This window comes from Methylobacterium sp. C33D, from assembly GCF_053345825.1.
Genome location: NZ_JBKFAV010000012.1, coordinates 140,049 through 163,857, shown reverse-complemented (window position 1 = coordinate 163,857; position 23,809 = coordinate 140,049). Strand labels below are relative to the sequence as shown.

At 71.1% G+C, this 23,809-nt stretch carries 25 protein-coding genes; 11 read left to right on the top strand and 14 right to left on the bottom strand.

Going from position 1 to position 23,809, the window contains the following annotated elements; genetic code table 11:
- The 11 genes from ACLBXO_RS12105 to ACLBXO_RS12055 form a co-directional block, all read right to left on the bottom strand.
- Nucleotides 1–160: 1-deoxy-D-xylulose-5-phosphate synthase N-terminal domain-containing protein (locus tag ACLBXO_RS12105; RefSeq protein ID WP_447685520.1), on the bottom strand; the 160-nt coding region annotated here is incomplete at its 3' end.
- Between the two features lie 43 nt (nt 161–203).
- Nucleotides 204–464: an exodeoxyribonuclease VII small subunit gene (locus ACLBXO_RS12100; protein ID WP_012320922.1), complete on the bottom strand. Its 261-nt coding sequence runs from the start codon at nt 462–464 to the stop codon at nt 204–206.
- 137 nt (nt 465–601) lie between these two features.
- The gene (locus ACLBXO_RS12095; protein WP_447685517.1) at nt 602–1,114 is read right to left on the bottom strand and encodes a tyrosine phosphatase family protein; all 513 of its coding nucleotides are present in this window, start codon (nt 1,112–1,114) and stop codon (nt 602–604) included.
- 50 nt (nt 1,115–1,164) lie between these two features.
- Nucleotides 1,165–1,755: an HD family hydrolase gene (locus ACLBXO_RS12090; RefSeq protein ID WP_331312596.1), complete on the bottom strand. Its 591-nt coding sequence runs from the start codon at nt 1,753–1,755 to the stop codon at nt 1,165–1,167.
- Nucleotides 1,752–2,366, bottom strand: a complete 615-nt coding sequence (locus ACLBXO_RS12085) for a DNA-3-methyladenine glycosylase I (RefSeq protein ID WP_331312595.1) — start codon at nt 2,364–2,366, stop codon at nt 1,752–1,754. Before ACLBXO_RS12085 ends, ACLBXO_RS12090 begins: the two co-directional genes overlap by 4 nt.
- Nucleotides 2,367–2,491: 125 nt before the next feature.
- A complete protein-coding gene (gene ygfZ / locus ACLBXO_RS12080) occupies nt 2,492–3,343 on the bottom strand; it encodes a CAF17-like 4Fe-4S cluster assembly/insertion protein YgfZ (RefSeq protein ID WP_447685516.1) in 852 nt (283 codons plus the stop codon).
- Between the two features lie 113 nt (nt 3,344–3,456).
- A complete protein-coding gene (locus ACLBXO_RS12075; RefSeq protein WP_012320917.1) occupies nt 3,457–3,711 on the bottom strand; it encodes a hypothetical protein in 255 nt (84 codons plus the stop codon).
- A 159-nt stretch (nt 3,712–3,870) separates the two neighbouring features.
- On the bottom strand, nt 3,871–4,341 hold the full coding sequence (locus tag ACLBXO_RS12070) for a TIGR02301 family protein (RefSeq protein ID WP_331312594.1): 471 nt from the start codon (nt 4,339–4,341) through the stop codon (nt 3,871–3,873).
- Entirely contained in the window at nt 4,338–4,862 is a 525-nt protein-coding gene (locus ACLBXO_RS12065) for an NUDIX hydrolase (RefSeq protein ID WP_331312593.1), read from the bottom strand. Before ACLBXO_RS12065 ends, ACLBXO_RS12070 begins: the two co-directional genes overlap by 4 nt.
- Nucleotides 4,859–6,031 (bottom strand): hypothetical protein, encoded by a 1,173-nt coding sequence (locus ACLBXO_RS12060; RefSeq protein WP_447685515.1) that lies wholly within the window; start codon nt 6,029–6,031, stop codon nt 4,859–4,861. Before ACLBXO_RS12060 ends, ACLBXO_RS12065 begins: the two co-directional genes overlap by 4 nt.
- Nucleotides 6,032–6,048: 17 nt before the next feature.
- Nucleotides 6,049–6,771 (bottom strand): SDR family NAD(P)-dependent oxidoreductase, encoded by a 723-nt coding sequence (locus ACLBXO_RS12055; RefSeq protein ID WP_041372745.1) that lies wholly within the window; start codon nt 6,769–6,771, stop codon nt 6,049–6,051.
- Between the two features lie 187 nt (nt 6,772–6,958).
- On the opposite strand from ACLBXO_RS12055, the gene ACLBXO_RS12050 reads away from it, so the two are divergent.
- The 4 genes from ACLBXO_RS12050 to thiL all read left to right on the top strand — a co-directional run bounded on the left by ACLBXO_RS12050 (nt 6,959) and on the right by thiL (nt 9,785).
- A complete protein-coding gene (locus ACLBXO_RS12050) occupies nt 6,959–7,546 on the top strand; it encodes a carboxymuconolactone decarboxylase family protein (protein ID WP_331312591.1) in 588 nt (195 codons plus the stop codon).
- Nucleotides 7,547–7,689: 143 nt separating this feature from the next.
- Nucleotides 7,690–8,184 carry a 6,7-dimethyl-8-ribityllumazine synthase gene (gene ribH, locus ACLBXO_RS12045; protein ID WP_273560364.1) on the top strand — a complete coding sequence of 165 codons (495 nt, stop codon included), beginning with the start codon at nt 7,690–7,692 and terminating at the stop codon, nt 8,182–8,184.
- An 11-nt stretch (nt 8,185–8,195) separates the two neighbouring features.
- On the top strand, nt 8,196–8,786 hold the full coding sequence (nusB, locus tag ACLBXO_RS12040; RefSeq protein ID WP_447685514.1) for a transcription antitermination factor NusB: 591 nt from the start codon (nt 8,196–8,198) through the stop codon (nt 8,784–8,786).
- Between the two features lie 3 nt (nt 8,787–8,789).
- Complete coding sequence (gene thiL / locus ACLBXO_RS12035) at nt 8,790–9,785, top strand: thiamine-phosphate kinase (RefSeq protein ID WP_447685513.1); 996 nt, start codon at nt 8,790–8,792, stop codon at nt 9,783–9,785.
- Here the strand turns inward: thiL and ACLBXO_RS12030 are convergent.
- Nucleotides 9,705–10,076, bottom strand: a complete 372-nt coding sequence (locus ACLBXO_RS12030; protein ID WP_447685512.1) for a hypothetical protein — start codon at nt 10,074–10,076, stop codon at nt 9,705–9,707. The genes thiL and ACLBXO_RS12030 overlap by 81 nt on opposite strands.
- Before the next feature lie 517 nt (nt 10,077–10,593).
- On the opposite strand from ACLBXO_RS12030, the gene ACLBXO_RS12025 reads away from it, so the two are divergent.
- A complete protein-coding gene (locus ACLBXO_RS12025; protein ID WP_331312586.1) occupies nt 10,594–12,738 on the top strand; it encodes a sodium-translocating pyrophosphatase in 2,145 nt (714 codons plus the stop codon).
- A gap of 288 nt (nt 12,739–13,026) precedes the next feature.
- Nucleotides 13,027–13,566 (top strand): metallophosphoesterase, encoded by a 540-nt coding sequence (locus ACLBXO_RS12020; protein ID WP_447685511.1) that lies wholly within the window; start codon nt 13,027–13,029, stop codon nt 13,564–13,566.
- A 94-nt stretch (nt 13,567–13,660) separates the two neighbouring features.
- Here the strand turns inward: ACLBXO_RS12020 and ACLBXO_RS12015 are convergent, their stop codons facing one another.
- Complete coding sequence (locus ACLBXO_RS12015) at nt 13,661–14,326, bottom strand: hypothetical protein (protein ID WP_447685510.1); 666 nt, start codon at nt 14,324–14,326, stop codon at nt 13,661–13,663.
- 99 nt (nt 14,327–14,425) lie between these two features.
- Here ACLBXO_RS12015 and ACLBXO_RS12010 point away from each other — a divergent pair, with 99 nt between their 5' ends.
- Nucleotides 14,426–15,868, top strand: coding sequence for an ADP-ribosylglycohydrolase family protein (locus tag ACLBXO_RS12010; RefSeq protein ID WP_447685509.1), 1,443 nt, complete (start codon nt 14,426–14,428; stop codon nt 15,866–15,868).
- A gap of 69 nt (nt 15,869–15,937) precedes the next feature.
- On the opposite strand, the gene ACLBXO_RS12005 is transcribed toward ACLBXO_RS12010, so the two are convergent.
- Nucleotides 15,938–17,020, bottom strand: a complete 1,083-nt coding sequence (locus ACLBXO_RS12005; RefSeq protein WP_447685508.1) for a DNA-binding protein — start codon at nt 17,018–17,020, stop codon at nt 15,938–15,940.
- Nucleotides 17,021–17,352: 332 nt separating this feature from the next.
- On the opposite strand from ACLBXO_RS12005, the gene ACLBXO_RS12000 reads away from it, so the two are divergent.
- From ACLBXO_RS12000 to ACLBXO_RS11985, 4 genes are read left to right on the top strand one after another with little or no spacing between them, the layout of a single operon-like run.
- A complete protein-coding gene (locus ACLBXO_RS12000) occupies nt 17,353–18,393 on the top strand; it encodes a DNA cytosine methyltransferase (protein WP_447685507.1) in 1,041 nt (346 codons plus the stop codon).
- Nucleotides 18,390–18,833, top strand: coding sequence for a very short patch repair endonuclease (locus tag ACLBXO_RS11995; RefSeq protein ID WP_447685506.1), 444 nt, complete (start codon nt 18,390–18,392; stop codon nt 18,831–18,833). The genes ACLBXO_RS12000 and ACLBXO_RS11995 overlap by 4 nt, the downstream gene beginning before the upstream one ends.
- A complete protein-coding gene (locus ACLBXO_RS11990) occupies nt 18,830–21,826 on the top strand; it encodes an ATP-binding protein (protein WP_447685505.1) in 2,997 nt (998 codons plus the stop codon). Before ACLBXO_RS11995 ends, ACLBXO_RS11990 begins: the two co-directional genes overlap by 4 nt.
- A complete protein-coding gene (locus ACLBXO_RS11985) occupies nt 21,823–23,652 on the top strand; it encodes a response regulator receiver domain (protein ID WP_447685504.1) in 1,830 nt (609 codons plus the stop codon). Before ACLBXO_RS11990 ends, ACLBXO_RS11985 begins: the two co-directional genes overlap by 4 nt.
- Nucleotides 23,653–23,809 lie beyond the last annotated feature (157 nt).

Genomic DNA, 23,809 nt, shown 5'->3' with positions numbered 1-23,809 from the left:
GCCCCGAGCCGAGATGGCCGCCGGTGATCGAGACCGCGTCGATCATCTCGGCGCGCACCGCGTCCGCCACCGCCTGAAGCTCCGACTCCGGAAGACGCCGCAGCGCCGACGGGGACGGAACGCGGTCGAGAAGTGCACTCTGCTCGGGGGTAATCGCCACGGCATCAACCTCTAACGGATGGGATCGGTTCGACCGCCGAGCCTCAGGACATGTCGAGCGGGGCGACGCCCTCGGGCCGCCCGTCGGAGCCCAGCGTGATCCGCTGGATCCGCGCCTCGGCCCGCTTCAGCAGCGCCTCGCAATGCTTCTTCAGCACCTCGCCGCGCTCGTAGATCGCCACCGATTCGTCGAGCGGCACGTCCCCGCGCTCGAGCCGGCGGACGATTTCCTCGAGCTGTTCCAGCGCCTTCTCGAAGGGCAGGTCGCCGGCGGCGGGGGCCACCTCGGGTCTGCTCGCACTCATCCCAGATACTTCCTTTGGGGGTGTTTGTACGGCGCGATCCCCGGTGGCCACAACCCTGGGGACCAGCTCGCCGGACGGGTCCGGACCGTTTTGGACGGCCGCGGCGGCGTTTGCGCCACACTTGGCGTCGGAGGGATTCATGCCAGGGCGAGGGTGAACGGCGTGCCCTCGAAGGCGTCGGCGCCGCGGCCGATGCGGGCGATCGCCGCGACCATGCGGCCGTCGCGGTCGAGCATCCGGTCGGCGATCGCCACGAACAGGGGGTTGGGCGTGGCGGAGGGCGAGGCGGCGCGCAGGGCGTCGGCGATCGCCGCCTCGTCGCGCTCCGGCGCCAGCGCGCAGGCCGCGATGTAGGCGGCGGCCGTCGAGCGGCTGATCCCGGCGTAGCAGTGGATCACCAGCGGCTTCTCCCGCGGCCAGGCCCGGACGAAGTCGAGGATCTGGGCCACGTGTTCATCAGCCGGCAAAACGTGTCCGTCGCGGGCCGCCGCGATGTCGCTGACCCCGATGACGGCGTGGTGCTTGGCGTCGATCACGGCCGGCCGCTCCAGCGGCGTGCCGACATTGATCAGCGTGAGCACGTGGCTCGCGCCGGTGGCGGCGACGGTCTCGGGCAGGCGCGAGAGCGGACAGACGTGGAGGGTCGGCATGGTGGGGCGCCAGTGACCTGCGATCGTGACGGATCGAGGGCGGAGATCCGTCAGGGCGGAGACAGGGCGTCGAAGCGCGCGAGGAATCGCGCCTCCGCCTCGGCGGTCGGCCACGGCTCGGCCAGGGCGGGCACCGGAGCGGGCAGGTCGACCGGGGGGCCGAAATAGCGCGCGGCCTCCTCCGGCGCGAAGCCGGCGAGGCGCACCGCCTCGACATGGGCCGCGATCCGGTCGGCCCGCTTGACGAGCCGCGCGAGCGCGGGCGACGGCGCGGTCAGCCCGAAGCGGCGGCGCACCGCCGCGAGCAGGCGCAGCTCGACGCCGCGATAGGCGTCGCCGATGGCGGCCTTGAGCGGCGAGATGATGTCGCCGACCACGTATTCCGGCGCGTCGTGCAGGAGCAGCTCGAGCCCGTCCCGGTCGGTGCCGCCGGGGGCGAGGTGGCGGCCCACCGCCTCGACCAGCAGGCTGTGCTGGGCCACCGAGAAGACGTGCGGCCCGCGGGTCTGGCCGTTCCAGCGCGCGACCCGGGCGAGGCCGTGGGCGATGTCGGCGATCTCGATATCCCCGGGCGCCGGGTCGAGGAGGTCGAGGCGCCGGCCGGAGAGCATGCGCTGCCACGCGCGCGGCGGCGCGCTCATCGGGGCCGGCCCAGCGCGGCGCAGGGTCCGTGCCGGTGGCAGCCGACGAGGTGATCGTTGACCATGCCCACCGCCTGCATGAAGGCGTGCACGATGGTCGGCCCGCAGAAGGAGAACCCTTCCGCCTTCAGGGCCTTGCCGATCGCCCGGGAGACCGGCGTCTCGGTGGCGATCTCCGCGCGGGTCCGGGCCGTGCCCTGGACCGGCCGGCCGTCGACGAAGTCCCAGAGGAAGCGCGCGAAGCCGGGGCCGCGCTCCTCGATCCGCAGCCACGCCCGGGCGCCCGCGATCGTGCCCTGGATCTTGGCGCGGTTGCGGATGATGCGGGTGTCGGCCATCAGCCGCGCGACGTCCGCCTCGGTGAAGCGGGCGATCCGCTCGGGATCGAACTCGGCGAAGGCGTCGCGGAACCCGTCCCGGCGGCGCAGGATGGTGATCCACGACAGGCCGGCCTGGAAGCCGTCGAGGATCAGCTTCTCGTAGAGGGCCCGGCCGTCATGCTCGGGCACGCCCCACTCGGTGTCGTGATACGCGACGTAGAGCGGGTCGAGGCCGGCCCACCAGCAGCGCGGGCAGCCGTCGGGATGGTCGATGAGGCCGGTCACGGACATACCGCGATGGTAACGAGAACAGGAGCGGAACGCCACCGCCGGAACCGGGACCGATCGGATCGGCTTGCGCGGCCGCTGCGGCGCTCCGGGAGGAGCCGCGGCCCCCGCGCCGCGCCCGCGCGGCCCTACTCGGCCGCGCGCGCCGCCGCGTCCGGCATCGCGAAGCTCGCGCAGGCGGGACGCTCGAGCGTCACGGGGCGGTCGCCCGCGCGCGGGGTCTCGCCGGCGGCCAGCGCGTCGCCCAGGCGGTCGAGGCGGATCGTGGCGAGGCCGCGGCGTCCCGCGGCGCTGCCCGCGGTGCCGAGCACCTTGCCGCCGGCCGCGATCTCGGTGCCGGGCGCGGGCGCCGCGTCCGGGTAGGTGGCGGCCAGGATGCGGGTCCGGGCCGTGCCCCGGTGCTGCATCCGCGATACCACCTCCTGGCCGACGTAGCAGCCCTTGCGGAAGTCGACGCCGCCGAGCTGATCCATCAGCGCCTCGTGCGGGAAGGCGTCGCCGAAGGCGAAGTCGCGCCCGCCCTCGGGCACGCCGAGGGCGATCCGGAACGCGTGGTAATCGGCCTCGGCCGCGTCCGCCGAGACGGCGCCCGCGGCGGCGTAGAGGCGGGCGCCGAGATCGGCCGCGCGGGAATCGGCCAGCGCCTCCGCGGCGGGCGGCGTGGCGCCGGCCCAGGCCGCCGCGACCGCGACGGTCGGATCGACCGCGATCGTCGCCTGCGCGCGCAGGCGGTAGAGCGTCAGGCGCTTGGCGAGGTCCGCGGCCCTGTCGGCCAGCACGTCGAACCGGAAGCCGTCCGGGATCCGCGAGACCAGGAAATCGAACAGGATCTTGCCCTGCGGCGTGAGCAGGGCGCCGAGGCGCGCCTCACCGGGCAGGAGCGTCTCGACGTTGCAGGTCAGGACGCCCTGGAGCAGCGTCGTGGCGTCCGGTCCGGTGACGGTGACCAGGGCGCGATCCGGCAGCAGGGCGACGGGCATGGGCGGCGATTCCTCGGAGAGCGGGCGGTCCGGCAGGCCGGACCGCGAACCCGGGACGTAGTCGCTGACCGCCCACGCCTCAACCGTCCGCGCTCACGCGCTCGATAGGCCGCTCAATGCTGGAGCGTCGTGGTGAAGGCGCCCCCGCGGATGCGCTCCGGGAATCCCTCCGCGTAGCGGGCCGTGGCCTCCTCGCCGTACGTCGTCACGAGTTCCTGAAAGGCCGCGAACAGGGCGGCCTGGGCCATGCAGTCACCGTCGAGTCCATCCAGGCAGCCTTCCGCGAACGCTTCCGAGACGTAGCTCAGCGCGACGCGTTTCTCCTCGACATCGACCTCGATGGGGGCGGTGTGAGAGCTGTGCTGCATGGCCGGATACTTCCATTGCGCCGGACACGGGGCCCGGCGGACACAATGGATGATAAGCAGGTCCCGGCGGCTCGGCCAGCCGAGAATTTCGGATCGGTTAACGCCGGCGCTCAAATCCGATGTTTCGCCGGCATCGCCGCCTCGTGTGTTGCGCCTGCATCACCCCCCGAAACGGCCGGCCAGGGCGTGCGACAGCCGGTCGCCCTCGGCGACGTACCGGGCGGCCGCCTCGTGGGCCGCTGGCGTGCAGACCCGGTAGGTCAGCGCGAAGCCGCGATAGCCGCGGTTGTAGGCGCCCGCCAGCCGGTCGCGGCGGGCCGGGGTCACGCCCTCGGAGTCGATCAGCGCCTTCATGCGGGCCGGCCAGTCGGCCGCGTCCGGCGCCGCGCAGAGGTTCCGCAGGAACGCCAGGGCGCCGATGATCTCGGACATGCGCAGCAGGTCGCGGTCGTAGGGCGCGGGCACGTCCGCGGGGGCGTTCGCCTCCTTGGACGCGTCCTTGGGCGCCTCCTTCGCGGTTTCCTTGGCGGGGGCTCCGCTCCGGCCGGAGCGCTGCTGCGCCTGGGCCGGCGCGGCGACCGGACCGGCCAGGAGCACCAGCAGGCACAGGAGGGTCGCGGGGCGCCTCACGCTGTCGACTCCCCGCCCGGCATGCCCGCGCGGTTCACGCGTCCATCCGCGCTCCCGTCCGCACCCCGGGCCGCCACCCGCGCGAAGGCCTCGCGCAGGGTGTCGACCAGGCCGGGGGTTGTCGGAAGGGTCGACACCTCCGCGAGAGTCGCCCACCGGGTGCCCAGGGCCTCGGGCCCGGCCACGGGCTCGCCGCCGCACCACAGGGCGGCGTGCGGGTGGACGACGTAGTGATGGCGCGCCCGGCCGGCCTCGTCCCGGACGATGATCTCGGTGGGCGAGAGCACGCCGACCACCTCGGCGGGCAGGCCGACCTCCTCGGACAGTTCGCGCAGGGCCGCCTCGGCCAGGGATTCGCCGGCCTCCACGAGGCCGCCCGGCAGGGTCCAGACGCCGCGCATCGGCTCGTTGGCCCGCGCCGCCAGCAGGACCCGCTCGCCGCGGATCACCGCGATCGACGCGCCCACGAAGGGCCGGGCCGGGAACAGGCGGCTGTCGGGATCCGGCGCGCTGGCGGTCACGGCCTGCCCCCGTCGGGTGCCACGACGGCCACCCGGCCGTCGGCGAGGCCGACGAGCAGACGCGCCGTCGCGCCCTCGCCGAGGACGACGATGCCGGTCTCGGCCGGGGCCGGCAGGGGCACGCGCGCCCGCTCGTGCAGGCCGCCCCGGGCCGTCACGAAGGCGATCTCCGGCCGGCCCGCCACCGGCAGGACCAGCTCGGGGCTGCCGCCGGCCGGATCGGTCACGGCGAGATCCGAATCGCCGTCGCCCGCCGCGTAGCCCGCGGCCTCGCCGGCGGGCTCGATCGCGCCGGGACGCAGCGTCCAGAGCTGGAGCCGGCCCCTGGCGCTGACCGTCGCGGCCTGGGGGACGCCGGACCCGGAGAAATCCGCGATGCCGGCGATCTTCAGGGGCGGACCCGGCTGGGCGGGCGTGCGGGCCGCGACGGTCCAGGCCGCGCCCGCGTCGCCGGCCGGCCGGTCGATCAGCGCGAGGCCGCCGGCATCCGCGCCCGACAGCGTCGCCGTCAGCAGAGCCGGGCGGCCCCCGAGACGCAGGAGGCGCGGCCGCAGGGGCGCGAACACCGCCTCGCCCCCCGCCGGCACCGTCACGGTCGCCACGGGGACGGGCTTCGGATCGGTGCTCACCGCCATCGGCTGGCGCTCGCGGATCGTCAGCACCGCGGCGGCCGCACCGCCGTCGGGGGCGCGGGTGCGCCCGGTGAGATAGGCGCTCAGGGGGCCGGAGAGGGCCCGGCGCGAGCCCGGCAGGGCCCCGCGCGGCGTCTCGGCGGCGGTCAGCCCCTCGACCGCATCCCGGCCGATCGGCCGCACGGTGACGCTGCCCTCGGCGAGGGCGAGCACGGCGCCGCCCTCGTCGCCCCAGACCACGGCGATCGGCGCGCTCTCCTCGTCGCCGGGCTGCTGGCCGCCGGCCTGCGCGCCGGTCTTCGCGCCAGCCGTCGCGCCTGCCGTGCCGCCGGTGATCGGCAGGAGCCCGGACGTCGCCACCGAGACCGCGGCCTCGCTGCGCGAGCCGCGCAGCGCCCGCACCTTGAAGGGCAGATCGAGGATCCGGATCCCGGGCTCCGCCCGCGCGACCGCGACCGGCGCGACGCAGGCGAGCACGCCGAGGACGAGCGCGCGCCCGCGGCCCGGCGCCGGAGGCCGGCGCGCGGCAGCGCCCAAGGAAGCGCCCGATCTGGTCAAACGTGCTGGCCGCCGTTGATGTGGAGTTCGGCCCCGTTCACGTAGGAGGAGGCCTCGGTGCACAGGAAGTAGATCGCCTTGGCGACCTCGTCCGGCGTGCCGAGCCGGCGCTGCGGGATCTGCTCGACGAGCTTCTCGGTGCCGGGCGACAGGATCGACGTGTCGATCTCGCCCGGCGAGATCGCGTTCACCCGCACGCCGAGCGGCCCGAAATCGGCGGCCATCTCGCGGGTCAGGCCCGCCAGCGCCGCCTTGGATGTGCCGTAGGCCGCCCCCGCGAAGGGGTGGACGCGCGAGCCGGCGATCGACGTCACGTTGACGACCGAGCCCTTGGCGCGGGCCAGTTCCTCGCGCAGGCCCCGGGCCAGCAGGATCGTGGCGAAGAGGTTGACCTGGAAGACCCGCTGCCACGTGTCGAACTCGGTGGCCAGCGCGCCGAGGCGCTCGCCCTCCGGCCCCTTCGGCGAGATGCCGGCATTGTTGACCAGCGCGTGCAGCACCCCGCCCTCGGCGGCGAGCCGGCCCCGCACCTCCTCGACGGCGCGGACCGTGTCCTGCGCGTCGGCGAGGTCGACCTGCAGGTGGTCCTCGGGGCCCATCTCCCAGGGGCAGTTCTCCGGGAAGGCGTGGCGCGAGCAGGTGATCACCCGCCAGCCCGCGGCCGAGAAGCGCTTGACGGTGGCGTGGCCGATGCCCCGGCTCGCGCCCGTGAGCAGCATGATGCGCCGGCGTTCGTTGACGGGGAGGGCCAAAGCCGTAAGCCTCGCTGGCGTTCAGGGATCGCCGCCCGGTCGGGCGCGGTGCGTGCCGGTGAGCCTCAATGGTCTAGGCGCACGGGCACCGGAAATCCAGAGCGGGCCGCGCGTGGGCGCGGATGCCGGGCGGATGCAGGGGGAGGGGACACGCATGGCCAGCGGGCAGACCAGCGCGGAGCGCATGCCGGAAATTCCGGACGGCGGCCTGTCCCCGGCGCAGGACGCGGCCGCGGCCGCGTTCCGGGCCGAGCGCGGCGTCCCGGTCTTCGGACCGTTCGTGCCGCTCCTGCGCAGCCCCGAGCTGATGCTGTGCGCGAGCCGGATGGGCCAGTACCTGCGCTACGGCAGCGTCCTGCCGCTGCGCGTCAGCGAGTTCGCGATCCTGGTGGTCGCCCGGGAATGGAGCCAGCCGGTCGAGTGGGCGATCCACCATCCGATCGCCCTCGAGGCCGGGGTCGCCCCCGAGACCGCGCGGGCGCTGGCCGAGGGGCGCCGCCCCGACTCGATGAGCGCCGACGAGGCGCTCGCCTACGCGTTCTCGACCGAGCTGATGCGCAACCGCGCGGTGAGCGACGCGACCTACGCGGCCCTGGTCGCGCGCTTCGGCGAGCAGGGCGCGATCGATCTCACCGGCATCAACGGCTACTACGCGCTGCTGGCCATGACGATGAACGTCGCCCGCACGGCGCTGCCGGAGGGCGGCCCCGCGGCCCCGCCGCTGCCGTCGCTGGTGGGGTAGGGCGCGCCGCCGCGGCCGCGGTGCGGGCCGGGGGCGATCCCGCGCGGCTTGTGGCGCGGGCCGCTTCGGTCTAACCGTCCTCCCCCGTGCGGGTGCCCGACGTGCCGCCCGCCCGTTCCCGAAAACCCGGCCGGACGAGAGCCATGGTCGCCCATACCCGCGCCGATTCGGCGCCCAAGCCCACCGACCCGGCGCTCGCCGGCGCCCGGATCCTCGTGGTCGAGGCGCGCTACTACGACGCGATCGCCGACGAACTCCTGGCCGGCGCCCTGGCGGCGATCGCGGCCGCCGACGCGCAGGCCACCGTGGTCACCGTGCCGGGGGCCCTGGAGATCCCCGCCGCCGTGGCGATCCTGCTCGACGCGGGTGCCTACGACGCCGTGGTGGCGCTCGGCTGCGTGATCCGCGGCGAGACCGGCCACTACGACATCGTCGCCGGCGAGAGCGCGCGGGCGCTCATGGACCTGTCGGTGCAGCGCCGCGTCCCGCTCGGCAACGGCATCCTCACGGTCGAGACCGAGGCGCAGGCGCTCGCCCGCGCGCGGGTCGCCGAGATGAACAAGGGCGGCGGTGCCGCCGAGGCGGCGCTCGGCGTGCTCGCCCTAAAGCGGGCGGCCGAGTCCGCGCGCACCCGATGACGGATACCCCCATGACCGGGACCCCCGACACCCAGCCGGAAACCGGCGCGCCCGCCAAGATCAGCCTGCGCAGCGGCGCCCGCCTCGCGGTGGTGCAGGCGCTCTACGAGATGGACGTCTCCGGCAAGGGCGTGCTCGACGCCCTCGCCGAGTTCGAGGCCTTCTGGATCGGCCAGGAGGTCGACGGGATCGCCCATCCCCCGGCCGAGACCGCCTTCTTCCGCGACCTCCTGCGCGGCACGGTCGAGGAGCAGCGGGCCATCGACCCGAAGCTCGACCAGGCCCTCGCCCAGGGCTGGCCGCTGCGGCGCATCGAGATCGTGCTCCGGGCGATCCTGCGGGCGGGCGCCTACGAGTTGATGTTCCGCCGCGACGTGCCGGCGGCCGCGGCGATCTCGGAATACGTCGACGTCGCCCACAGCTTCTACACCGCCGACGAGCCGGGCCTCGTCAACGCCGTCCTCGACCGGGTCGCCCGGGAGGTCCGGCCGGGCGAGGTCGGGGCCCCGAAGGCCTCCGGCAAGCCGGGCTCGTCCAAGCCGCTCCCCGGCAAGCCCGCCAGCAAGCCCGCGGCCGCGAAACCGTCGGCCGGGAAGGCCTGAGCCTTGACCGGACGGGCCCGCGCCTCCGAGGAGGGGCTGATCGCCCGCTACTTCGCCCCGCTCGCGGGGCCGGGCGCCGACGGGCTCCGGGACGACGCCGCCACGCTGACGCCCGCGCCGGGCCACGACCTCGTCCTCACCGCCGACGCCGTGGTGGCGGGAATCCACTACTTCGCGGAGGATCCGCCGGCCTCGATCGCCCGCAAGGCCCTCGGCGTGAACCTCTCCGACATCGCCGCCAAGGGCGCGGTCCCGCGCGGCTTCCTGCTGACCCTGGCGCTTCCCGACGACTGGACGGAGGCCTGGCTCGCCGGATTCGCGCAGGGGCTCGGCGCGGCGGCCGCGGCGGCCGGCTGCCCGCTGCTGGGCGGCGACACCGTGCGCTCCGGCGGGCCGGCGCTGATCTCCGTCACCCTGCTCGGCGAGGTGCCGACCGGCGGCATCGTGCGGCGCACCACCGCGCGGGTCGGCGACCGGATCTGCGTCACCGGCACGATCGGCGACGGCGCCCTCGGCCTGCGGACGCGCCTGGAGCCCGGCGCCCCCTGGGCCGCCGGCCTCGACCCGGCGCTGCGGGCCGAGCTCGCCGACCGCTACCTGCACCCGCGCCCGCGGCTCGCCGCCGCGCCGGCCCTCCGCCGCCACGCCTCGGCGGCCATGGACGTCTCGGACGGCCTCGCGGGCGATCTCGCCAAGATGCTGGGCGCGGGCCGCACCGCCCGGGTGGCGACGGCCGACGTGCCGCTCTCGGAGGCCGCCCGGTGCGCCTGCGCGGCGGAGCCCGCCCTGATCGAGGCGGTCCTGACCGGCGGCGACGATTACGAGATCCTCTGCACGGTCGCGCCGGAGCGCCTGGCGGATCTCCGGGCCGAGGCCGCGGCGGCCGGGATCGCCGTCGCCGCCATCGGCACCGTCACCTCAGGCGACGGCCCGCCGCGCTTCGAAATGCGCGATGGCGCCGAGCGCGTGTTCGCGGCCGGGGCCTTCAGCCACTTCTGACACCCGGATCGCGTCCGGTCCCGCGGTCATCGGGCCGGCGGTGTCCCCGGCCGGGTGGCCGATCTGGCGCCGGACCTCGCCGATCATCCCGGCGGCGACCACCGGGATCCAGCGGCCGACCGGGTCCCCGCACGCGCCGGGCGCCCGGGACAGGGCGCGCTGCAGCACGCGGAGCAGATCGTCCTGGATCGTGACCGGCTGCGCCGCGACCCGCTCGGCGAGCAGGAACCCGACCGCGCCGCTCAACACCTCGATCGTCGCCGCCAGCTTGGCGGCCTGGTCGCTGCCCATGGCGAGCCTCCGTCAGACTACAACCAAAAATAGAATATCCGTCGGTTAAGGCGGGGTTAACGGTCGCGACGGCCGCGCCCGATCGCGGTGCGCCGGTCGATCCGACGGGCACCCTCGCGCGCGCGCCGCGCCACGCCCTCTCTCCCGCTCGGGAGAGGGGACGAGCGCCCCGTGCGGCGTGGGCTCGGCGATCGCCGCCGTCGCGACCCGATCGGCGACGGCTCCGAGCGGTCGTGCCGGGCCCGCGACCCTGCGGGCAGCGGCCGGAGGAGGAAAATCTGCACCATAATGCAGTATTGCGGGCCGCGGACCGCCATTCGCGCCCGGCCGGGAGACGCGATCCCGGCCGCCGCCCGCCCACGCGGCGTTTGCGCTCCCCGGCGAAGTTTGGCAATCAAGGCATTGTTCTGGGAAGGAAAGCCCCGAAACCGAGCACCGCGTCCCATGGCCGTCGTCCGGCGGTCAAGCTCGACAATCACAAGCCCACGCCAGGCACGATAATAACAAGGACGGTCGAATGATTCCCTTGGTCCTGATCATCGCGGGCGGGCTCTGCGCCGTCGCCTACGGCATCGTCACGATTCTCGACGTGATGCGGCGCGACGCCGGCACGCAGCGCATGCAGGAGATCGCCGCCGCCATCGCCGAGGGCGCGCAGGCCTATCTCCGGCGGCAGTACACGACGATCGGCCTCGTCGGCGTCGTCCTGTTCGTCCTCCTCGCGGTCTTCCTCGGGATCAAGGTCGCGGTCGGCTTCCTGATCGGGGCCGTGCTGTCGGGCGCGGCCGGCTTCATCGGCATGAACGTCTCGGTGCGCGCCAATGTCCGCACGGCCCAGGCCGCCTCGACCTCGCTGGGCGGCGGCCTCGACGTCGCCTTCAAGTCGGGGGCGGTGACCGGCATGCTGGTGGCGGGTCTCGCGCTACTGGGCGTCGCCTTCTACTACCTGTTCCTCACCCGCGCGGCCCATCTGGAGCCGTCGAGCCGCGAGGTGATCGACGCCCTCGTGGCGCTGGGCTTCGGCGCCTCGCTGATCTCGATCTTCGCCCGCCTCGGCGGCGGCATCTTCACCAAGGGCGCCGACGTCGGCGGCGACCTTGTCGGCAAGGTCGAGGCCGGCATCCCGGAGGATGATCCGCGCAACCCCGCCACCATCGCCGACAACGTCGGCGACAATGTCGGCGACTGCGCCGGCATGGCGGCCGACCTGTTCGAGACCTACGCGGTCACGGTCGTCGCCACGATGGTGCTGGCCGCGATCTTCTTCTCCGGCGCCGGCGGCAGCAACCGCGACGTCCTCGAGCCGATGATGCTGTACCCGCTCGCCATCGGGTCGGCCTGCATCCTCACCTCCATCGCCGGCACCTACGCGGTGCGGCTCGGCGCGAACCAGTCGATCATGGGCGCCCTCTACAAGGGGCTGATCGCCGCGGGCGTGCTGTCCATCGCGGCGATCGCGGCGGTCAACATGACCCTGCTCGGCGGCTTCTCGACGAGCTTCACCACCTCCACCGGCCTGACCTTCACGTCGGCCGCGCTGTTCGGCTGCGCGGTGATCGGGCTCGCCATCACGGCGCTGATCGTGGTGATCACCGAGTACTATACGGGCACCAACTTCCGCCCGGTGAAGTCGATCGCCGATGCGTCGGTGACCGGTCACGGCACCAACGTGATCCAGGGGCTGGCGATCTCGCTCGAATCGACCGCGCTGCCGGCCATCGTGATCGTGGCGGGCATCATCAGCACCTACGCGCTCGCCGGCCTGTTCGGCATCGCCATCGCGGTCACCGCCATGCTGGCGCTCGCCGGCTTCATCGTGGCGCTGGACGCCTTCGGGCCCGTCACCGACAATGCCGGCGGCATCGCCGAGATGGCGGGCCTGCCCTCCGAGGTGCGCAAGTCGACCGACGCCCTCGACGCGGTCGGCAACACCACCAAGGCGGTGACCAAGGGCTACGCGATCGGCTCGGCCGGGCTCGGGGCGCTGGTGCTGTTCGCCGCCTACACGTCGGACCTGAACTACTTCATCGCCCATGCGAGCCCGACGCAGTACCGCTTCTTCCAGGGCGTCAGCGTCGATTTCTCGCTCTCCAACCCGTACGTCGTGGTCGGGCTGCTGCTCGGCGGCCTGATCCCGTTCCTGTTCGCCGGCATCGCCATGACGGCGGTCGGGCGCGCGGCGGGCGCGGTGGTCGAGGAGGTCCGGCGCCAGTTCCGGGCCAAGCCCGGGATCATGCAGGGCACCGACCGGCCGGATTACGGGCGTGCGGTGGACATGCTGACCCGCGCGGCGATCAAGGAGATGATCATCCCGTCGCTGCTGCCGGTCCTCTCGCCGGTGGTGCTGTTCTTCGTGATCCAGTTCATCGCCGGGAAGAGCCAGGCCTTCGCCACCGTAGGCGCGAGCCTGCTCGGCGTGATCCTCACCGGGCTCTACGTGGCGATCTCGATGACCTCGGGCGGCGGCGCCTGGGACAACGCCAAGAAGTACATCGAGGACGGCCACCACGGCGGCAAGGGCTCGGACGCCCACAAGGCCGCGGTGACCGGCGACACGGTGGGCGACCCCTACAAGGACACCGCCGGCCCGGCGGTGAATCCGGCGATCAAGATCACCAACATCATCGCCCTGCTGCTGCTCGCCGTGCTGGCGCACAGCTGATGATAGCCGAACCAAAGATCCGCATTCGGACCCTAAAGTTCCGCTTCGGAGTAGCCTAGAGTGATGAAGGGCCGCCAATCGATGGCGGCCCTTCGTCGTTGCAGCCGAGGCGAAGTTCCGGCGGCGCGCCCCTGTGGATCCCCCGCCCCGGGCTTGCGCGGACATGAAGGCCGCGACACGGTCAACGGCCCTTAGGAGACACCTCCATGAAAACCGGCGGCAAACACCCGACCGTCTGACCCCCGGAGTGCCGCCACTTGCCGAGCCTCCGCATCCAGCGAGGCTCACATGTCACGCCAACTCTTTGTCGCTGATACACATTTTGGGCATGTCGGCATCCTCTCGCCGAGGATGCAGAACCCCAGGCCCTTCGTCTCCATCGAGGAGCATGACGCGGCGCTGGTCGCGAACTGGAACGCCGTCGTTCGGCCGGAGGACACCGTCTGGCATCTCGGCGACTTCTGCTACCGCTGCCCGGAGGAACGCGCCCGCGCGATCTTCCGCCGCCTCAACGGGCGGAAGCTCCTGGTGCGCGGCAACCACGACAAGGTCGGCGCCCGCATGCCATGGGATGGGCCCGTCCTCGACGTCGCCCGGACCGTGGTGCCCGATCCGGTGACGGGGGTGCCGGTCGGCATCTTCATGTTCCACTACGCCTGCAGGGTTTGGCCGCGCATGCACCGCGGCGACATCCACCTCTATGGGCACTCCCACGGCACGCTGCCGGGCACCGCCGCCAGCACCGACGTCGGCGTCGACTGCTTCGGTTTCCGGCCGGTCACGTTCGACCAGATCCGGGTCCGCCTCGCCGAGAACACCGCCGGCTGACCGACGCTTCGCGGATGCCGGGCCGGACCCCTAAAAACAGGTAGCGGATGCCGGTACCCGTTACCTATTACCCTCGGAGTCACTCGATCCGTCCTCACGGGCCCGGAGGCATACCCGCGGCGGCCTCTTCGACATCCTTGGCCGCCTTGCGGACGTTGTCGGGCGTCCAGGTCGCCCCGCCCCCGAAGGTCGGCACCTCCCGCTCGTTCAGGAGGCCCGCCACCGCCTTCCAGCGCCCGCGGCCCTCGGGCACCTCGGCCAGCGCCGCCGCGAGCGCCGCCGGCACCTCCCGCCGCCTGCGGTCCCGCTCCTCGGCGTCGCGGACCCGCCAAAGCGAGAAGTGCTCCGCCGGGTCGAAGGGCCGCCCGTCGAGCATGATCGCGTCCGCGGGCAGGCCCAGCACCGGCACCCCGGCGCCCCTCAGGGCCCAGAGCGCCTCGCCGAGGAACGGGTGCGGCCGCCAGCCGCCGTTCCTGTGGAAGTCCACATGCAGGAGCGTCGCGTCCGCCTCCCGGCACAGTCGCCCCGCCCGGGCGACGTCGCCCTCGATGGCCGACGTGCCCCGGTCGGGGCTAACCTCCATCGCCACGACCTCGTGGACGAGGCTGCCGTTCTCCCACTCTACGAACCGTCGGGCCAGGGCGCGCTGGTAGGCGACCGTCCGGCTCGCCTCGGCGGCCCGCGCCGCATCGTCCGGTAGGTCGAGGAAGCCGGCCCAGCGCACCGGGAAGGTCCAGTAGAACCCGACGAACGCACCCATCACGCCCTCGACACCGAAACCGGAAAATTCCGACGCGACCCGTCCGGGCGCCCCGCCGGGCCTACCGTGACCCCGTCACCAGCCACACGGGAACGCATCATGACCAACGACCTCCGCATCGCCGAACTGCCCGCCGGGACCATGGGCGGCATGATCGGCATCACCTTCGCTCCGGGCAAGAAGCAGGCGTCGGGGCTGACGGGCCTCCACGAGCGCGACCTCGCTGCCGACCTCGACGCGGTCGCCGCCTGGGGCGCCGCCGCGGTGGTCACCCTGATGCAGGCGGACGAGCTCGACCGCTACCGCATCCCCGCCATCGGCGAGGAGGTTCGGGCGCGCTTCATGGAGTGGCACCACCTCCCCATCCGCGACGTCGACGTGCCGGACGCCGCCTTCGAGGCCGGCTGGCCCGGGCATTCGGCCCGGCTGCGCGCCCTGGTCGCCGCGGGCAACCGCGTGCTGGTCCACTGCCGGGGCGGCCTCGGGCGCGCCGGCATGGTCGCCGCCCGCCTGCTCGTCGAGATGGGCGCCGACCCCGAGGCGGCCATCGCCGCGGTCCGCCGCGCGCGCGATCCGCATGCCGTCGAGACCCGCGCCCAGGAGGCGTGGGTGCGCCGGGGGCGGCCTCGTGACCTCCCGCGGCCCGACGTGGCCGGAGCCCGGGACCGCGCCGTCGGCGCGATGCTCGGCCTGGCGGTGGGCGACGCCGTCGGCACCACCATCGAGTTCTCCGCCAAGCCCGCCCGGGCGGTGCTCTCCGACATGGTCGGGGGCGGGCCGTTCGGGCTGCAGGCCGGGCAGTGGACGGACGACACCGCGATGGCCCTGGCGCTCGCCGACAGCCTCCTCGCCGCGCCCGACCTCGACCCGAGGCACCTGATGCGCCGGTTCGTCGCCTGGTACAGGGACGGCATCTTCTCCTGCACCGGACGCTGCTTCGACATCGGGGCCACCACCGCCGCCGCGCTGCGCCGGTTCGAGCGGACCAGGAATGCCTTCGCCGGCTCGACGGACCCGGACACCGCCGGCAACGGCTCGATCATGCGCCTCGCCCCCGTCGCGGTGCGGCACTGGCGCGACCGGGAGACCCTGCTGCGGGTCGCCCGCGATCAGTCCCGCACCACCCACGCCGCGCCCGAGGCCGTCGAGGGCTGCGAGATCCTCGCCGACCTCCTGGCGTCGGCCATCCACGGCACCACCCTGCCGGCTCTCGTCGCCTCGGCAGCCGCTGGCCGCGTCCGCGGCTTCCGGCCCGGCCAGGCCCGCCGCGAGGTGCGCGGCACCGGCTACGTGGTGGCCTCCCTGCACGCGGCTGTCTGGGCGGTGTCGCGCACCTCGACCTTCAGGGACGCCGTGCTGCTCGCGGCCAACCTCGGCGAGGACGCCGACACCACCGCCGCGGTCGCGGGGCAGATCGCCGGCGCCCTGTACGGCGCCTCGGCCATCCCGGACGAATGGCTCGACCGGCTGGCTGGGCGCGGGCGCATCGAACTGATGGCCGGTTGCCTGTTCGAGGCGGGCGCCGGGCGGCTCGCGGCCTGAGGCACCCGGCGCTCCGGTCCGTGACGCGTACCGCGTGCCGGCACCCGCTACGCGTTACCCTCGGAGTCGCTACGCCGCGACCTCCCGCTCCCCGGGACCCGCGGCGTAGAGCCCGCCGCCGCACCGATGGAAGTACGCCTTCGGTCCGACGCGGTCGGCCATCTTCTTCCAGAACCTGTCGAGGCCATCCTTCCAGAAGGCGTTGGCCAACACGACCGTCTCGGCCGGCAGCTTCGTGACGATGTCCCGCGGCTTCATCGGCCCGTACAGCACCAGCACGTCGCGCACCGCCCTCATCACCGCGTCCCCGTCCGAGGTCGGCGGCTCGTCGTCCACCATCCAGGATGCCGGATCGCCCGGTGCGGCGCTCCCGGGCGCCTCGCACGGCTCGAACAGGCCGTCGCGCTCGACAAGGGAGCCGCCGTCGCCGGTCAGGGTCCGGAGCCTGAAGCGGAGCCAGCCGACGGAGAGCGGCATCTCGACGTCCTTGCCGCGGTTCAGCAGCGCCTCGGACAGGCCCCGCAGCAGGTCGCCCGCCGGCATCGGGCCGCGTTTGCGCACCAGTGCCAGCACCTCGCGCTCGACATCCCGCCAGAACGCCTCCTGGGCCCCCGGGACGACCTTCTCGTCCCTGCTGCGCGCCATCAGCGCCCGCAGCGCGGCGCCCTTCTCCCAGATGTCGGTCCGGCGCCGCTCCTCGGCTGCCTCTTCGGGGGAACGACCCGCCGCCTCGACGGCGCCCCCCTTGCGCAGCCGCTCGACCTCGGCGGTCAGCGCCGCGACGCGCGCCTCCAGAACGTCGACCGTCATGCCGGCCTCGTCCAGCAGCTCCCGGTAGCTCGCCCGCTCGACCTCGAAGTTCGCCCGCTCGGCATCGCGGACCCGGCTCTCGGATGCCTGCACCTCGTCGAGCAGCGCCTTCCCGAAGTCGCCCAGGCGCTTCTGCAGGGCGTCCGGCAACTGCATCAGCTCGATCACCGGCTGGTAGTTGCGGGTGTCCCTCCAGTCCTTCAGCACCTTGCCGACGTCGCCGAAGGAGCCCCTGCGCTTCAGCTTCTCGCGCACCCGTCGGACGGAGACCCGGACCGCCTGCTCGCCCCGAAGGCCGCGCATCTGGTCCGCGACCCTGAAGATCTCCGCCCTGTCCACCATGACGTCAGCCCCGAATTTGTCGGGAGCACTATCCGGACGGCGCATGAAGAAGCGGTCACCGCAGGCGCGACCGCCGGGATCCACAGGCGAAACTTGCCCGGCGCAAGACGCCATAGCCAAGCCCCTTGCACCGCCGGTCCGGCAGCTGGGACAAGCCAACCTGAAGGAACCGGGACACCGCACCATGCCAACAGAGCCGGCGAGATCAGCGAAGGAGAACCGCGAGGCGTTCCGAGCCGGCAGAGCCCCGCAGCCTTCTGCCAAGCTCGGCACGGTGGTACTCTCCTACCCCGGGAGAGCAGCGAATCCGGGCCCTGTCCGGAGGTAGCCTGATGCGGAACTCCACGAAGCGCCGGCTCCGCGCGGTCGACCTCTTCTGCGGGTCCGGCGCCGTCACGACCGGATTGTCCCGCACCTTCGACGTCGTGGCGGCCGTCGACAACGACGCGACGGCCTGCCGCACGTACAAGGCCAACCATCCGGGCGTCAGGCTTTTCGAGCGGGACATCACTGAACTCGATCCGTTCGAGATCCTGGAAGCCGTTCCCGCGGCGGCCGACCTGGACCTGCTGGTCGTCTGTGCGCCCTGCCAGCCCTTCAGCAACCAGAACCGCCGCAAGGCCGCCGATCCGAGGGCTTCCCTGATCCTGCAGGCCGCTCGTTACGCGCAGGCGCTCAATCCGACGGGCATCCTTTTCGAGAACGTCCCGGGCCTGGCGGGCTCATCCGGCGTCTATACGGAACTGTCCCGTGCGATGGCCGCGGTCGGGTATGTCGTCGGAAGACCCCGAAGGGTCAACGCGGCGGATCTAGGCGTTCCCCAACGCCGCATCCGCTGCGTCATGTTCGCCGCGCGCTCCGCCGAAAGGGTCGCCCGGTTCGAGACTGCCGAGTGGTCGGCTCCCCGGACGACCGTGGCGCAGGCCATACGAGCCCTCAAACGTCTCGAAAGCGGCGAAACGGATCCCGACGACCCCCTCCATGCGGCGCGCCGCCACGCCCCCATCGCGCTCCGTCGGTTGCGGTCGATACCCGCCGATGGAGGAAGCAGGTCGTCGCTGCCCCCGGAGCTCAGGCTGAAGTGCCACGAGAACACCCACGGCTATCCGGATGTCTATGGACGCATGGCTTGGGATGACGTCGCGCCGACCCTGACCACGGGGTGCACCGACGTGACCCGGGGGCGTTTTGCTCATCCGGAACAGGATCGGGCCATAACCCTGCGCGAGGCGGCGTTGCTCCAGACGTTTCCGCCGAAGTACGTCTTCCACGGAGCCTACAAGGAAATAACCACCCAGATCGGCAATGCCGTACCGGTGACCATGGTGGCCGCGATGGTGCCCGCCATCCTCGATGCCTTGGCGAGCACGTGAAGAGGAAAGGCGAAGGGTGGATCGAGCCCGAGCCGGCCAAGTCCGACGCCATGCGCCGCGTGCGGACAGCCGGCACCAAGCCGGAAATCGAGCTCCGAAGCCGCCTGCACGGAGGCGGGCTGCGCTATCGGGTCACGTATCCGGTTCCGGGCAGGCCACGCAGGACCATCGACATCGCGTTCACGCGTCGCCGCCTCGCCGTCTTCGTGGATGGCTGTTTTTGGCACGGATGCCCTGTTCACGGGACGCCGCCGCGGACCAACGCAAGCTTCTGGAAAGCGAAGATCGAGCGGAACCGGCTGCGTGACCGCGATACGGACCAAGCGTTGGAAGCCGCCGGGTGGCGCGTGCTAAGAATTTGGGAGCACACAGGGTACGACGAAGCCGCGGGCATGGTCCTCTCCGCGCTCGCAGCCCTCGCTCAAGGGGCAGACGAGTGAACCAGCCCGAAATCTGGGACGAGACCTGGTCCGTGCCGGCGCGGACCATCGACATGCTGGGGCGGCAGCAGATTGCCAACATCCCGACGGCACTGCACGAACTCTTCAAGAACGCCCACGACGCCTACGCCGATGAGGTCGTTGCCGATTACTACCGCGAGGCCGGCGTCCTGGTCATCAGGGACGACGGCGACGGCATGACCGGGGATCAGCTCCGCAAGGGCTGGCTGACACTCGCGAGCGCCGTCAAGACCAACGCCAACTCGGGAGCTCCGGACGCGGCACACGGGAACCGTGAGCGGCCACGCCGCATAATCATGGGCGAGAAGGGCATCGGACGTCTCGCCATCGCGTCAATTGGCCCCCAGGTCCTCATCATGACGCGTCCCCGACCCGTCGAAGGGGTGATCCAACCGCTGCACGTCAGCCTCATCCATTGGGGCGTGAACGAGTTGCCCGACGTCGACCTGTCGCGGGTCGTCGTTCCCACGATGCGACTGCCCGGCGGCGACCTACCCGACGCCTCAGCCGTCCTCGCACTGGCCGGACGGTTGGCGGCGAACGTGGAGACGATGCGCACCCCGCACAACCGGGAAGTCATCGACCGAATACTGCGACAGATCAGGGAATTCGACATCGCACCCGACACCGACCTCGCGGACATGGCGGGACCGAGCCTCGCGTCCGGCGGCCACGGTACGCACTTCATCATAAAGCCCACCGCTGAAACACTCGCCTTCGACCTGGACAAACCCGACGAAGACGACCTGTCCCAGGTCGAGAAATATCTGCTCGGCTTCAGCAATACCATGATGCCGGACCGGCCGTCTCCCGCAATCGTCGCAACCTTCAATGACCATTTGGCCGACGGAACGGTCAATACGCCAATCGGCGCGCAACAATTCTTCACACCGGCTGACTTTTCCGCCGCTGATCACTCAATCAAAGGTCGTTTCGACGAACACGGACATTTCCGCGGCCGCATTTCCGTGTACGGCGCCGAACCAAAGGACCATGAGATCGCTTGGCGCGGTTCAACCGGGAAACCTTCACGGTGCGGCCCCTTCCATATTACTTTCGGTTACCTCCAGGGAAAGGTATCTGAGACCTTGTTGCCGCCCGAGGCATTCGCGGCGATGTCGAAAAAGCTCAACCGCATAGGCGGCCTCTACGTCTACCGGGACGGCATCCGCATCCTTCCGTACGGAGGACCGGACCAGGACTTCGTGGGGATCGAGCGCAGGCGAACGAAGAGCGCCGCCGACTGGTTCTTTTCCTATCGCCGGATGTTCGGGGCGGTGGAGATCACCTATCCCGAGAACAAGGACCTGAAGGAAAAAGCCGGTCGCGAGGGCTTCATACGAGACGGGGCATACAATGACTTCGTCGGGATACTTTCCGGGTTTTTCGAGAGGCTGGCCGTCGACTTCTTCCGGGACAGTTCGAAGCACGGGGAATGGAACGAGACGAAGCTGCGGCTGAACCGCGAGGCATTGCTCCTGGCCAAGCGGGACCGCTCGGCCAAAGTCAAGTCGGCTAGGTTCGCAAAGCGGCTCGACGGGTTCTTCGAACGGCTCGAAGCCGGGGCCTTCACGAAGGAGGCCGACCGCATTCGCGCCGACGTGGCCGCGCGTCTCGACGCCCTCACGTCCGACCCGGAAGCCGGGGGGGCCGCCATCCTCAGGATCGAGGCCGACCTGCGGCGCGCCAAGGATGCCCTTTCATCCCAACTCGTACTCACGAAGCCGTTGGGCGCCGGATTGTCGAAAGCCAGAGCGGCCGACTGGGACGCCTACTTGCGCAACGTCGCCCGCATCCGCGCCGAGGTCGTCGAGCCCTTGGATGCCGAGACCGCCGGGATGATCGAGCGAGCGATCAAGTCGAAGGGACTGAACGTCGACCGTCGCCGCCGGCTCGCGGAGGCGATAGACGACAAGGGTCAACGGGTCGTGGCGCAGGCCGAGCGCGTGCGGGGGGCGGTCGACAAGCGTCTCGAAGAGCTCCGTGCCCAGGTCACGTCCAGCGTCAGGAACGCGATCTCCGGTCTTTCATCGAAGGTCGAGGGCACGCGCATCACGCTCTCGGGGATCAGCACCGGCGGTCTCGACGAACAGGCGTTCGAAGACATGCGCACGTCGTTCGAGAGCGACATCGAGGCATCGTCACGCGACACTCGGGCGATGCTGGAATCCCTCGCCGGCCAGCTCGGCAGCCTCATGGATGCGGTGCGCGGCGGCGGGACGCTCGACGAAACGACGGATGCCATCGAGACCCGGTCCGAGGCGTACAGGGAGCAGCTGGACCAATACGTCGAACTCGCACAACTCGGGACCGCGGTCGGCATCGTCCAGCACGAGTTCGCGAGCGCCGTCGTCCGCGTCCGGCGGGCCATCGAGCAACTGAACTGGTGGGCGAAGTCCAATCCCGAACTCCAGGCCCTCGATAGGGATCTCCGGTCCGGGTTCGAGCATATCGATGCCTACCTCGACCTGTTCGCACCCCTGAGCAAGCGATTGACCAGGACAGGGGTGGCCGTCTCCGGTCGCGAGATCCGTACCTACCTCGATGAGGTCTTCGGCGACCGGATGGAACGGCACGGGGTCCGCGTCGTCGTCTCTCCCGGTTTCGACGGCGGCAAGCTCGACGGGCAGCCCTCGGCAATCCTCGCGGCTTTCGTGAACCTGATGGACAACGCCATCCACTGGGTCTGCTCGGCGCCCCACGGGAATAGGGTCATCACCTTCGGCGTGGAGGGCGGGGGTCTGACCATCGCCAACAGCGGACCGGGCATCGAGGCCAGGAACGCGGAGCGCATCTTCGAGTACGGCGAGACGACACGTCCGGGGGGGCGCGGGATGGGCCTTTATGTGTCGCGTCAGGCCTTGCGTCGATCCGGCCTCGAATTGACACTCCTGGATGTCGGGGCCTCCCGCGAGCCCCGATTCATGGTCGCTTCCATTGAAGCAGTCGACGAGACGGAGAACGACGGGTGACCGCGGGCATGAGCCTCGACCAATTGGTGCGCGACGGCGCAGCAAAGTTCCTGCAGACCGTTCTCGTGATCGACAACGAGTTGGCGATGGAAGATCCGCCTCGGGAAACCGTGGCGCCCAGGCTCGGGAACCAACGGCCCAGGCCGTTTTCGAGAGCGTCCGCCACAGGGGCCGGAAGCGCCGACGCCGATCCGGACGCGGTTCCCGCAACTGCGGAAGGGACGGCTCAAGAGGCAGGCGCCGGGCGGATGCCGGAAACGGGGAAATCAGCCGAGCCAGAGCCGAATGCCAGCACCTTGAACGTCAAGACGATCATGGACGCATTTCTCAGGCGGTCACTCATCTGCGGCATGCACAGGCCGGAGAAGCGTGACGACCTCGTCCAGGAAGCCATAAACGCCGCGCGCCGCTCGGATGCCGTCATCGTCGATTGGCTCCTGATGGGCAGCGACCCCACGCCTGCAAAGGACATCATCGCAGGAATACTCAAAGGTGACAAGGAAGATCACGGCAGACTGCGCCTCATCGTAGTCTATACCTCCATGGCAGGGGTCGGCGGAATTTCAAAAGAAATTCTAGAGCATATGGCGGAAGCCGGCCTTGTTGACCGCGGAGGGGGCGTCCTGACGGGACCGGATACGCGGATCGTCGTCCTCAATAAGGCAGGCACGCCACTTGCCACCGAGACCGTTGCGGTGGATGCCCTTCCCGAACGGATCATCGATGAGTTCGCGAGGCTGTCGAACGGTATCCTGAGTACATTCGCCGTGACCGCGGTCGCGGGCATTCGACGGGCGACGCATCACGTCCTTGCGGTGTTCTCGTCCGAACTCGACGGAGCGTTTCTGGCTCACCGATGCGCGCTCAAGACGCCCGACGACGCAACCGACTTCGCCCTTGAGCTGCTCGCCGGGGAATTCAAGGGTGTCGTCACGCGCGCAGGCGAGGCAACCCGCGTCCTTGCTGCCGGCCCCCTGGAGGAATGGATCGCCCGCAAGGCGGGCACCGACGGTAACATTCGCACCGATGCGGTGGAAATTCCAGCTGAGATAGTGAAAACCTTCGCTAGGGACGGCGAGAAGGCAATCACGAGCACGGAAAATTTGCAAAAGCACGCCGTGGCACCGGGCCAACCTCAACCCAAAGGCGGGCTGGGTCAAAAGAAAATCGGCATTCGCACCGTCGGTCTTTTATTCCATGAAAATACCGAACACTATCTACGCGCCCACCACGGGTTCGCTCGCCTGTCCCAATTCAAGAACGAGCCATACGGTCGGCGGGCTCCGAGGGACGACTGGAGGCCGACGCTTTCGCTGGGGAGCGTCATCGTGAAACTCGACGCTCAGAATAATCCGATACGTGATCATTACCTGCTATGTACGCAGCCACGGTGCGACGCCGTCCGCATTGAGAAGACACGAAGATTTCCCTTTCAGATGGGCCGACTTGCGACGCCGCAAGCTTTCAATCTCGTTGCGAGCGAGCCGGGCACCGCGGATGGCGAGGAGCCGATCTACGTTATCATCGAGATGAAACCCCATGATACGGTCATGGTCGAATTCGAGGCGAAAATCGACCAGCGCGTTATGGCCGAAGCAGTGGGCAACTCGTTCCATTTCGTCGCATGCGATAAGCCTGCAACTCGTTACCTGTGGCTGGGCGATCTACGCGATCTGACCGCGCAGCGAACGGCCGGAGCGGTGGCATCGAGACTGCACGAAGTCGGCATCGACGAGTTCGAGTGGTTGCGGCTTCATGCCAAGGAGAAGCCGCCGAAGGCCGAGAAGAGTGAGCCGGGACAGGACGGCAATCCTGCCGGCACCTGAGGCGTGCAGGCCCGTCGCATGGTGAGGGTCGGCGAGGGCGTCCTTTGGAAAGCCGTCCCCACGCCGGGACCGCGAAATCGCGCCCGCTCAGTCGTCGCCCCCGACAGATTTGCCATGGAGGGCGCCGGGCCCGGAACCCGGTGGGGCGCTCGGCCCC

Bases quoted from the DNA above. Each gene is read 5' to 3' on its own strand.
- ACLBXO_RS12100 (WP_012320922.1), bottom strand. From the start codon at position 464: ATGAGTGCGAGCAGACCCGAGGTGGCCCCCGCCGCCGGCGACCTGCCC.
- ACLBXO_RS12095 (WP_447685517.1), bottom strand. From the start codon at position 1,114: ATGCCGACCCTCCACGTCTGTCCGCTCTCGCGCCTGCCCGAGACCGTC.
- ACLBXO_RS12090 (WP_331312596.1), bottom strand. From the start codon at position 1,755: ATGAGCGCGCCGCCGCGCGCGTGGCAGCGCATGCTCTCCGGCCGGCGC.
- ACLBXO_RS12085 (WP_331312595.1), bottom strand. From the start codon at position 2,366: ATGTCCGTGACCGGCCTCATCGACCATCCCGACGGCTGCCCGCGCTGC.
- ygfZ (WP_447685516.1), bottom strand. From the start codon at position 3,343: ATGCCCGTCGCCCTGCTGCCGGATCGCGCCCTGGTCACCGTCACCGGA.
- ACLBXO_RS12075 (WP_012320917.1), bottom strand. From the start codon at position 3,711: ATGCAGCACAGCTCTCACACCGCCCCCATCGAGGTCGATGTCGAGGAG.
- ACLBXO_RS12055 (WP_041372745.1), bottom strand. From the start codon at position 6,771: ATGCTGCTCACGGGCGCGAGCCGGGGCATCGGCCACGCCACCGTCAAG.
- ACLBXO_RS12050 (WP_331312591.1), top strand. From the start codon at position 6,959: ATGGCCAGCGGGCAGACCAGCGCGGAGCGCATGCCGGAAATTCCGGAC.
- ribH (WP_273560364.1), top strand. From the start codon at position 7,690: ATGGTCGCCCATACCCGCGCCGATTCGGCGCCCAAGCCCACCGACCCG.
- nusB (WP_447685514.1), top strand. From the start codon at position 8,196: ATGACCGGGACCCCCGACACCCAGCCGGAAACCGGCGCGCCCGCCAAG.
- ACLBXO_RS12030 (WP_447685512.1), bottom strand. From the start codon at position 10,076: ATGGGCAGCGACCAGGCCGCCAAGCTGGCGGCGACGATCGAGGTGTTG.
- ACLBXO_RS12025 (WP_331312586.1), top strand. From the start codon at position 10,594: ATGATTCCCTTGGTCCTGATCATCGCGGGCGGGCTCTGCGCCGTCGCC.
- ACLBXO_RS12020 (WP_447685511.1), top strand. From the start codon at position 13,027: ATGTCACGCCAACTCTTTGTCGCTGATACACATTTTGGGCATGTCGGC.
- ACLBXO_RS12015 (WP_447685510.1), bottom strand. From the start codon at position 14,326: ATGGGTGCGTTCGTCGGGTTCTACTGGACCTTCCCGGTGCGCTGGGCC.
- ACLBXO_RS12010 (WP_447685509.1), top strand. From the start codon at position 14,426: ATGACCAACGACCTCCGCATCGCCGAACTGCCCGCCGGGACCATGGGC.
- ACLBXO_RS12005 (WP_447685508.1), bottom strand. From the start codon at position 17,020: ATGGTGGACAGGGCGGAGATCTTCAGGGTCGCGGACCAGATGCGCGGC.
- ACLBXO_RS12000 (WP_447685507.1), top strand. From the start codon at position 17,353: ATGCGGAACTCCACGAAGCGCCGGCTCCGCGCGGTCGACCTCTTCTGC.